Consider the following 9352-nt stretch of genomic DNA (forward strand, 5'->3'; position numbering starts at 1 on the left):
TCGCCGGATGAAGCAGCGCTTCCCACTTCCGCTTCCCAAACACCCTACAGGCCTCGGGAAGCGGAAGCGGGAAGTCCATCAAAGTTCTTGCTCAGCGGTCCATCAAAAAACGCGGCGACGCTCACATAGCCGACAGTGCTTCTGAACAGCGACAGAGTCTTGAGGTCTTTGCGAATTCCTTGAAATCGTGCCTCAACGGATTTGACCTCGACGATAGCGTGGTTCATGCCCATGTCCCCGGGGCCATGGACGAGCAGATCTGGCTTTGCGTAGTTCGCACCGAGTTGAGAAAGGATAGGATGACCAGCTTTATCGACTTCGCCGTTCAGCTTGAACGGGCAACCGTCGGGCCATCGTAGACGCATTTGATGATACAGTTCGTAGCAATAAACGCGCTCGCGATACACCGGTGCGCCACCGTGCACAGGTAAGTAAAAGTACTCTGGCTGAATATGAGCAGTTGCGACAGCCAGTACTTCGGTCAATTCGTGCATTAAAGACCACTCCGCACCGTTTTCTTCTAGGTCTCTGGCAATACAATTTAAGCGCGGGCCGCTGAAGCGCCCGAAGACAACTCGATGTAGGTATCAGGCTCTCGGGGCGGATGGGAAGGGCTCTTTCTAAAGCCTCGGTGAGCGCCGGCTGCAAATCCTGACTTTAGAAGCTCCTCATTGTAGGCCGGGATCTTCCATTTCTTTGTTAGTTTATGGAAGTGGCTAATACACCAGGATATGCGACCCATCGGACACCAAACAAAATTCCTGTCGGATGGAGCATTCGTCACCCGCTGTAGCTTCTCCTTGCCGCTCGTGATTGAGAGAAAAGCAAGAGAACCGCTTTAGTATTTGCTCCTGAAGCATCTGTCCGCTACCCCGCAGCCACAGAACGTAAGTGATCCTACGCGATTCGTGCTGCGCAGCACAAAGGCTGGGGCTCGCGGCCCCCCAGGCTGTCAAGGCCAAGCCCTGCGGGCGGAATACGCCGGCCGGGTAGTCGGTCGCTTCGCTTCCTCCGGCCCGCCCAACCCGGCGCATTCCGGCCTGTGACAGCCAACCCCCGCTCATCGGCGCTGGCCTAGCGCCGGTTGCATGCGCAACCGGCAAGCTAGGAGAAGCGAAGATGAGGACGGATGTCTATCAGAAGATCACCAATCAGATTGTTGCGGCGCTAGAACAAGGCGTCAGACCATGGCACCAGCCTTGGGAGGCCGAGCACAGCGCAGGACGGATCACGCGACCTTTGCGTGCGAACGGCGTGGCTTATCAAGGCATCAACGTGCTGATGCTGTGGTCGGCAGCGCTTGAGAAGGGATACGCCGCGCCGATCTGGATGACCTTCAAGCAGGCTTTGGAATTGAAAGCCCACGTCCGGAAGGGTGAGCAAGGAAGCCTTGTCGTCTATGCCGACAAGATCATCCGCACCGAGACGGACGCAAAGACGGGCGAGGAATCCGAACACGCCATTCCTTTCATGAAGGGCTACACCGTGTTCAATGTTGAGCAGATCGAAGGCTTGCCCGAGCACTACTACGGCAAGCCGCAAGCGCAGCCGGAGCCCGTGCAGCGCATCGAGCGCGCGGAGAGCTTCCTGGATGCGACGGGCGCAAACATCGTGCACGGCGGGAGCCGAGCTTGTTACGTCATTTCGACCGACAAGATTCATATGCCATACATCGATTTCTTCCGCGACGCGGAGAGCTACTACGCTGTCCGCGTCCACGAAACCGTGCACTGGACCCGACATGAAAGCCGCCTGAACCGGGATTTTGGGCGCAAGCGTTTCGGTGACGAAGGCTATGCGATGGAGGAGCTTGTTGCCGAGCTTGGTTCGGCCTTTCTTTGCGCCGATCTCGCGTTGACGCCGGAAGTTCGCGAGGATCACGCTTCCTACATTGCTTCGTGGATCAAGGTGCTGAAGAACGATAGGCGCGCGATCTTCACCGCCGCATCGCATGCGCAGCGCGCGGCGGATTTTCTGCATGGGCTGAATTCGGCGACAGGAACGGAAGGAGCGTCGGATGTCGCTGCTTAAAAAAGAGGCGGCCGTTGGCTGGGACCCCGATCCCGAATTCTGGTCGGCCAATCGTGCCGAACGCAGGCTTGTCGATGGCTACGAACTGGTGGCTTTCGACCTCCCGGCCGTGAACGGATTCCCAACCGAGATCGGCTGGGAATTGTTCGGTGGGCCTGACTGCTCCGCGCTGATCGCTACCGGCCAGGCCACAACCTTTGACGCGGCCAAGACCGCCGCCGAAGCTGCCTTGGCCGCACACACCCGCTAGCCGTTTCGCCTTCGCGTGCGACGCGCCGGCGAACGGCATGATTTGTGGGACGTGCCGGCTTCTTATGGCGGCGATGCGCGTTTCTCGCGTAGCCAACGGCCGTCGAGCTGCATCTGCGTTGGGCTGCCGATCCCGGCCTTGAAGGATCGCACTGACCGGAAGCGACCCTGAAGCCCTGCGCCGACATGTCGCCCAGGAACCTGCCTCGTCATGATCGTCTCCGACAGGCACGATGTGCAGCTGGCGCTCGGCGAGTTGGAGAGCTGTAGCGCACTATGTCGCGCGATTTGGCCATTCAACTGTTGCGTCCCCGCGTGCCATCTTCGCTGGCGGGTGGTGATCGCCCGGAGCCGCGGAGAGCCAACTCCAGAATCGCAGAGTAAGTATCAACTGGCGCTGCCATTTGGGACGTCGTGGTGCGCGACTCAAATATCGAGAGGTGCGCGGTCAGCCGCATCTTCGTGCGTCGCGCGGCTGTAGCGACCCTGGTCGATTGACGTCCGACTGCCTGGCCGCTTGCCTCCCTCTCCGTCGTACTGGCCACCAGGGGCAGACCTCCATTTGATTGCATGTGCCAGGATTGAAGAAGCAGTTCTCGACATGACCGACATCGTTGCGATCCGCCCATTCGATGATGTGGAGGCGCTGGCTTGGCTGCGCTCTCAGCCTGACGGACGCGTGACCGCCAGCGCTGCGGAGCTCGGGCGCCAGTGGGGTTGGAACAGGATGCGGGCCGGTCGCCGGTTGAAGGCGTGGGGAGAGGCCGGCCTGATCCGCCGTAACGCGGGAGCGATCATCGTAACGATGCCTGTTACGCCGGCTGTTACCGATGTTACTCCGACCGTTACCGAGGCGGTCGGTGTCACTGTGACACATGCGACCACGGCGGGACGGCGTTCCGCGACACCGGTCAAGCTGGCCGCACTCATCGTGGCACTGGCGCTCGCATCCGTATCGGCCGCCTTCTCCATTGATGGCCTCACCGCAATCTTTGCCGGCGCGTTCTGGCCCATCATCACCATGGGCGCAGCGCTGGAAGCCGGGAAGCTCGTCGCTGCGGCGTGGCTGACCGAGCATTGGAACGCGGCGCCATTCCTCCTGCGCCTCATCCTCGTCGCGATGATCGGCGTGTTGATGAGCCTGAACGCGGTCGGTGTGTTCGGCTTCCTCACGCGCGCTCATCTTGATCATATGGCGGCCATCGATCAGGCGCTTGCGGACAGAACCGCCGATATCGAGGTTCGGCTCGCGATCCAGATCAGGACCGTGGCAGACCTTGATCGGCGCATCGCCCAGATCGACGCGGCCATCGAGGAAGCGACACGGCTGGGCCGCCCCCTCGGCGCGATGACGATCGCTGACCAGAAGCGCCGCGAGCGCGCTGACATCGTTGCGGAGCGGCAGCGACAAGGGCAGGCGCTCGCGAGCCTGCAGATCGAGAAAGCCAAGATTGAGGCCCAGCGCAGGCGCGCTGAGGCCGACGTCGGCCCGGTGCGATATCTTGCCGAGCTGATGGGTATGCCGGCAACCGACCTCGAGCGACCGGTACGGCTGCTCACGTTGGCGCTTGTCGTCGTTCTCGATCCGATGGCGGTGATGCTCCTGCTCGCCGCCGGCATCAACACGACGCGTGCAGGCTCACGCTGAGACGGGACAGAGGAAGATTGCGGCTTGAGCCTTGCGAAAAGCAAACCATGGCCAAGGATGCACTTAATACGAAAGCCAGCCAACAAGCCAAGGAAAGAAGGCAAGAGAGTTTTCACACCCTATGCACCTGTGGTGCTGACGCTTCGCGGGCCGAGTGCGGCTATCCCATTGGAGTGAGACGATCTTTCTCTGTGGGGCACTGTTTACACATGAATCGAAAACGCTGACGGGCTGCCGTCTAACTTGCCGGAATTCTATTACTGACAAGGACTTGCGCGCGTGGGACGCGATTACAGCGGCGGGGCGCAGTTCTTTTCGTCGATCCAGTGCCAGACTTCGTTCGGTTTCGCGCGGGCGGTCAGGCCGACGAAGTCGACCGGCCCGAGCGTCGGCGGTGCTCCAGAAAACGAAATCCTTGCGAGCATCGATCGACCGCAACGGAAGTCGTGTGGGGTGAGAGACGAGCCTCTTGGGCGGTCGCCGCGGAGGCGGTGATCCAGTGAAGCCGCCGCCGGCTCGGTTCGACCGTCTGGCTGTCGGTCATTCCCACTCGCGGTCTCGATAGCGCAGCTTGATCCTGACGCCGGACATTTCAGCAGGTTGATCCAGCCCACGAATGGCCTGGCCGAGCCGGGATCCGAGTTGGGCCGCGCGGTGTTGCCCGGTGTTTGTGATTGCCGGCGCGATCGCTGATGGTGCGGGCGCCGACCTGGGCGGGGAGGGGGCATTCTGCCAGCCCGCGGACCGAGTTGGACGAGGTCGACCGCTGGAGGTAGCCATTGTCTGAACGTGCTGGCGGCTTCGGCCAAGCTCTAACCCGAGCGCCTTGGCCTCCGCCTGCCAATGCTTGACGAGGTCGCCGAGCCTTGCGTCGCGCTTGGGACGGCGGGTTCGCAGGGTTGCCTGCTCCATCCCCTTGGGTGTGCTGTAGCCGTGAATCTGGGCGGCCTCCTCGATGGCCTGGCGCCGCTTAGAAAAGGCCCGCTCGACATCGCGCGGGATGGCCGCGACCCGGAATGTATTGGTCTGCCACTCAAGGGGAATGCCTCGCCGCTCCAGCTCCGAGGCAAGCACGCGGCGGTAGGTCGCGCCCGCCTCCTTCTGCGCCTTGTAAAGTTCGCGGCTGAGGATCGCGCCCCAACTGCCGTCGCGACGCGGGGCGAGATTGAAGATGAAGGCGTGGGTATGCAGCTGCGGATCGGATTCGCGGCTGGTGTGATGATCGAACTGCGCCATCAGGAGCCCCGCCGTTCGCTCCCGCGTGGCTCCGCCCCGGCCACGTCTCGCCCAGCCGGCAGTCGCTTCGAGAGGCGCCGTTGCCGCCAGCACCGCGGATCGATGGGCTTGTTCGATCCCCTCCCGGTCGGGACCCTCGGAGAGGGCCCATAGCACCGAGACCGATTTCGGGGCGCTGAAGGTCATGTCCCAGCCGGCCGAATGCTCCCGCCCGCGCCCGCCAACCTGCGCCAGCCGCTCGCCGGTTTTGGGGTCGATGCCTTGCAGCGCGGCGTCGAACTCGGTATGCGTTACCGGTCCAACGAGACTCAGCCGCTCGGCGCCCCGACCAGCCCAACGGCCCGGCGGCTCTCCGTCGCGGCTATAGTAATCGTCGCGTTTCAGATGCTCGTAATACCGCAGGGACGCGGCGGCACTTCCTCGTGCGGAGATCGAGGCCACCATGGTCAGTGCAAGGTCCGCTTCAGCCGGATCAGGTCGGCCAGGCTCTTGGTCAGGCGCGAGGGCTGCGGCGATGCCTCAGGATTGTTGGCTTCATTGGAGTGGCCTGAGGGCTTGGTAGGCCAAGGTTGGGTCCAATCGGCGGGCCAGATCGGATCGCGTAGTGTTAGCAGGTGGATGTACGGTAGCTCCAGCTCGTAGACGTCTTCGCCGAGACCGACGAATAGCACCCGGACGCCGCCGTCAGTCGGTCCGAGACGGGAGGCAAGCTCGGAGGCCGTGATCACGCGTCGCACCTCGCGCTGGGGGCTCTCGGTGACGCTGGTCTTGCCGCCAGCGCGGGTTTCACTCTGCGTGCGCCGCTCGACCTGCTGCTCCCCGATCAGCCGGCTGATGTCTTCGGCCGCTTCGCTGGCGTTGATGCGGGTGATGATCTTGGTGCCGGTCATTCCGAACCAGGATTTGGCCTGGTCAGCACCATAGACCGCCCGGATCTGCGCTGTGTCCTGGGCGCCGATGACGACGGCGATTCCCTTGGACCGGCCGAGCTCGAGGAAGGTCGGAAACTGCTTGATCGGTGGCAGCTGCGGGAACTCATCCAGGAACAGCCATACTCGCCGCCGAGGGTTTTCGGTCAGAGTAGGACTGCCCACCGCCGAGGCGAGCAGGCCGAGCATGCTGCCGATCCAGATCCGCGACAGTTCGGGATAACCAGGGTCGTGCTGCAGGATCAGCGGGCGATGGGGTGTCGGATTGTGCAGCCAGGCGCGGATAGAGAACCGACGGGCGAAAGGATCGGGCCAGGCTTCGGCCAGGACCGAGACGATTCGCATGTGGGTCTGGAACGTCGTCAGAATGCTCATGGTCGTCTTGCTGTCGGGTTGGCCCAACAGCTTCAGCGCATTTGGATTGTGATCTCTTGCATAAGCCGTGAGCTTGTCGACATCGGCGGTGACGACCCTCTGCAGGTCGGCCCAGCCCCAGTCCTTGTTCCTGGTCGCCTGCAGATGGACGATGCAGGCGACAAAGATCTCCTGCGCCGCCTCAGACCACATCGGATCGGAGCTCGGCGGTATGAAGCGGGCGGCGAGTTCGCGGGCGTCCTGCTTGACGCTGCAGTCGGTCGCTATGTCCCAGACCAATGATCTGCGGTCATGAGGGGCGACGAAGAGCGGGTCTCCATCAGCGGGAAGGCCGCCCATCATGTCGCCCTTGGTGTCGAGCACCAGAACGCCATCCCCTCGGGCAAGGGCCTCGCCGATCAGGTGCAGCATGGTCTGGGTCTTGCCGCCACCGACGCTGCCGAGGATCAGGAAATGCCGTGCCTCGCGCTCGCGCCCCATGGGGATAGATGGCACCAGCGTAACGCCATGGCCGTGGATCCGGCACTCGGCGGCGCAGGCCCGGGCGAAGGCCTTCAGGCCTCGACTTCCCGTCTGCAGCCGTGCGCCGCGAATGACCCTGAACGAGGAGGAACCCATACGAAGGCTCAGCGCAAAGCCGAACAACGCCACGAGCCCGGCCAGGCCGGAGCCAACAAGGGACCAGAACCGAAGTTCGATCCCCTCCAGAGCTTGATACTGCGACAGGTGGGCTCTGCAGTTTCGCCAATAGGTGTCTCCATAGCTATCTCCAAGCCACGCCAAAACTCTACCCCTGAGACAAGCCTCAACGTCCGCTGATTGGAGGGGCGCGGTCCTCCCATCCGCCATCGTGGCGCTGGGGGGCCAGAGTTCAAAGCTGAACTGGTACAAACCAACCGACAGACCAAAGCAGCCTAGTGCCGCGAGGAAGAAAACGATCCGCAGGCGCCGGGTCATGCCGCCCTCCCGGTGCTCTCGCCGGTCAGCGCCTTCAACAGCGCGTCGAACATCGCAAGCAGGTCGCGCGCCGCCTGGTCGATCGACTGTATCAGGGCATGCGTTTCCTGACCCTGCTGCTCAAGCGCCACGATCCGCCGCTCGATCAGCATCAGTCGATCGGCAAGCGCTTTGTTGTCGCCGCCGGCAAGCCCCGTGCGGATCAGGTCTCGGGCAACGCCCGTGACGTTTCCCGACAATGAATAGGCGCGTGCCTGGAGTTGGTCGATCTCGCCTTTTGCCAGCCGGATCGAGATGGGTTTTGTTTTGTCAGTCATCAAAAGCCTCAGCAAATTTTGCCGAGGCGATCGATCGAGGAGTCTTCGCTTGATGCCCAGCCGCTATCGAGGAAGGTTGCGGCCTCGCATGCTCATCGATGATGGCTCAGATCAAAGCGCTACAGAGCTCATCAGCCAAAGAGTCTCGACCAGCTGATATCACCGACGATCCGATCGTCGCCCCGCATCGGATATCGTTCAAGCAATGTGTTCTTTTTGAAACTCCGGACCACCGATCCTTCGATCGTTAAGAAAATATTCGGCGCCGGAAACACTGCGATCTTCCACGCTGTACCCGCACGACGTACGCGGACGCACTCCGTTGTACGATAGGGATGCGATCGCATTCACGCAGAACTGATCGAATCCGGCGTATGTCGATGACGCAGTCAGAGTGGTCGCGCGACGCAGGTCAATGCCAGTGTGGCGATGCTTTTTTGCCGTGGTTCGGCGTTGCGTTCTTTTGCAGAAACGGATTGGCGCGATAGCGGATCACTGCCATCATGGCGAAAGCGAGGATGACCACCCGCTGTGCCGCAGGTGTACGACCGCGCGGCCGCCTCGCTTCTCCGTCGGCGAAATCTCTCATCATTCCAACTGTGAGTCCGTCTGTGCAATCCGCTGCACAGGGCGAACATCCCGCGATCGGGATCGTGCAGCACGCCGGATCTGCGAAGCCAAGGACGCCTGCGAGGCGGCGCTGGTTCAACCGTTGGCGGCTCTCGGACATTCGCCGAAGACTTGGGCTGCCCGGTTACATCAGTGAAGAGAGAACCCACGCGAGCAACGCTCTAATTCCGAGAATTGGATCCACGCGACAGCGGCATCGGTGGGCTGCACAAAGCGGGGGGCTGGGGTCGTGAGGGTGATGTGCATCATCACCCGGACGTCGCCATGGAGCCGGACCGGTACCATCTGCTCACGCTGGCGCTCTCGTGCTGGTTTCGTCAAATCGGCGACGTTGCGATGCGCGGCCCTATATAGGGACGCCAGTCTTGCAAGACCTCAATCCGCAGCGAGGATCGCGGCCCGAAGATGCTGGGGACGGCGAGTCAAGCCGTCGATACCTGACCGCTGCCGGAGCGTCTCGCTTTCCATTGACGGGACGGAGCCGCCGTGATTCGATTCACGGCGCTGGCCGCCACACGCCAGACGAGCAGCCCGCACAGGTGCTGGACACACCTGCACGGGCCTAACCCTCAACATGGAGTAACCCATGTCTCAGGCTGATTCTGCCTATACCACGAGTCGTTCGATCCTTCCCGCCGGTCTGGCCCTGCGGCGTCGGCAGTTTGTCACCGGCGGTGCCGCCGCCCTGGCTGCGGCCATTACCGCCTCGCGGGCCGCCAGCGTTCCTGTCCCGGAGGCACCCGACCCGATCCTCGCCGCCATCGAGGGCCACCGCCGGGACTACGAGGAGCTGGGGCGCTTGCTCGCTGAGCAGGATGCTGCCGAGCGCGAGCTGCGGCGTGCGCGCAAGGGTAGGCGGGCCGCGCTGGAGGCCCAGTTGGCTGATTTCTGCAAGGCGGAGGGACTACTCGGCCGTATCGAGATGCAAGCCTCGCTACGGCTCGCCAAGACAGTGCCGGCGAGCTTGACCGGAGCGGCTG

At 62.5% G+C, this 9352-nt stretch carries 9 protein-coding genes and 1 pseudogene; 4 read left to right on the top strand and 6 right to left on the bottom strand.

Annotated features, from left to right (window positions below; all coding sequences use genetic code 11):
* Nucleotides 1-44: 44 nt before the first annotated feature.
* A complete protein-coding gene (locus WCB02_RS15775) occupies nt 45-494 on the bottom strand; it encodes a hypothetical protein (protein WP_423959317.1) in 450 nt (149 codons plus the stop codon).
* Nucleotides 495-1119: 625 nt separating this feature from the next.
* Here WCB02_RS15775 and WCB02_RS15780 point away from each other — a divergent pair.
* The 3 genes from WCB02_RS15780 (at nt 1120) to WCB02_RS15790 (ending at nt 3928) form a co-directional block, all read left to right on the top strand.
* Nucleotides 1120-2031 carry an ArdC family protein gene (locus WCB02_RS15780; RefSeq protein WP_423959319.1) on the top strand — a complete coding sequence of 304 codons (912 nt, stop codon included), beginning with the start codon at nt 1120-1122 and terminating at the stop codon, nt 2029-2031.
* On the top strand, nt 2018-2281 hold the full coding sequence (locus WCB02_RS15785; RefSeq protein WP_423959322.1) for a hypothetical protein: 264 nt from the start codon (nt 2018-2020) through the stop codon (nt 2279-2281). The genes WCB02_RS15780 and WCB02_RS15785 overlap by 14 nt, the downstream gene beginning before the upstream one ends.
* A gap of 930 nt (nt 2282-3211) precedes the next feature.
* Nucleotides 3212-3928, top strand: coding sequence for a hypothetical protein (locus WCB02_RS15790; protein WP_423959325.1), 717 nt, complete (start codon nt 3212-3214; stop codon nt 3926-3928).
* A 290-nt stretch (nt 3929-4218) separates the two neighbouring features.
* Here the strand turns inward: WCB02_RS15790 and WCB02_RS15795 are convergent, their stop codons facing one another.
* The 5 genes from WCB02_RS15795 to WCB02_RS15815 form a co-directional block, all read right to left on the bottom strand.
* Nucleotides 4219-4353: a hypothetical protein gene (locus WCB02_RS15795; RefSeq protein WP_423959326.1), complete on the bottom strand. Its 135-nt coding sequence runs from the start codon at nt 4351-4353 to the stop codon at nt 4219-4221.
* A gap of 115 nt (nt 4354-4468) precedes the next feature.
* Complete coding sequence (gene mobF / locus WCB02_RS15800) at nt 4469-5608, bottom strand: MobF family relaxase (RefSeq protein WP_423959328.1); 1140 nt, start codon at nt 5606-5608, stop codon at nt 4469-4471.
* A 2-nt stretch (nt 5609-5610) separates the two neighbouring features.
* On the bottom strand, nt 5611-7086 hold the full coding sequence (locus WCB02_RS15805; RefSeq protein WP_423959330.1) for a type IV secretion system DNA-binding domain-containing protein: 1476 nt from the start codon (nt 7084-7086) through the stop codon (nt 5611-5613).
* Nucleotides 7087-7421: 335 nt separating this feature from the next.
* A complete protein-coding gene (locus tag WCB02_RS15810; protein ID WP_423959332.1) occupies nt 7422-7742 on the bottom strand; it encodes a hypothetical protein in 321 nt (106 codons plus the stop codon).
* A 412-nt stretch (nt 7743-8154) separates the two neighbouring features.
* Nucleotides 8155-8331: a hypothetical protein gene (locus tag WCB02_RS15815; RefSeq protein WP_423959334.1), complete on the bottom strand. Its 177-nt coding sequence runs from the start codon at nt 8329-8331 to the stop codon at nt 8155-8157.
* 627 nt (nt 8332-8958) lie between these two features.
* Between WCB02_RS15815 and WCB02_RS15820 the strand changes: the two are divergent.
* Nucleotides 8959-9352 (top strand): annotated as a pseudogene (locus WCB02_RS15820) (hypothetical protein); the annotation flags it as partial.

It is taken from the genome of Bradyrhizobium sp. (genome assembly GCF_049581145.1).
Taxonomy (GTDB): Bacteria; Pseudomonadota; Alphaproteobacteria; order Rhizobiales; family Xanthobacteraceae; genus Bradyrhizobium.

What these genes read in the sequence shown, in the direction of transcription:
- mobF (WP_423959328.1), bottom strand. Translation starts at nt 5,608, where the DNA reads ATGGTGGCCTCGATCTCCGCACGAGGAAGTGCCGCCGCGTCCCTGCGG.
- WCB02_RS15780 (WP_423959319.1), top strand. Translation starts at nt 1,120, where the DNA reads ATGAGGACGGATGTCTATCAGAAGATCACCAATCAGATTGTTGCGGCG.
- WCB02_RS15785 (WP_423959322.1), top strand. Translation starts at nt 2,018, where the DNA reads ATGTCGCTGCTTAAAAAAGAGGCGGCCGTTGGCTGGGACCCCGATCCC.
- WCB02_RS15810 (WP_423959332.1), bottom strand. Translation starts at nt 7,742, where the DNA reads ATGACTGACAAAACAAAACCCATCTCGATCCGGCTGGCAAAAGGCGAG.
- WCB02_RS15775 (WP_423959317.1), bottom strand. Translation starts at nt 494, where the DNA reads ATGCACGAATTGACCGAAGTACTGGCTGTCGCAACTGCTCATATTCAG.
- WCB02_RS15805 (WP_423959330.1), bottom strand. Translation starts at nt 7,086, where the DNA reads ATGGGTTCCTCCTCGTTCAGGGTCATTCGCGGCGCACGGCTGCAGACG.
- WCB02_RS15795 (WP_423959326.1), bottom strand. Translation starts at nt 4,353, where the DNA reads ATGCTCGCAAGGATTTCGTTTTCTGGAGCACCGCCGACGCTCGGGCCG.
- WCB02_RS15815 (WP_423959334.1), bottom strand. Translation starts at nt 8,331, where the DNA reads ATGAGAGATTTCGCCGACGGAGAAGCGAGGCGGCCGCGCGGTCGTACA.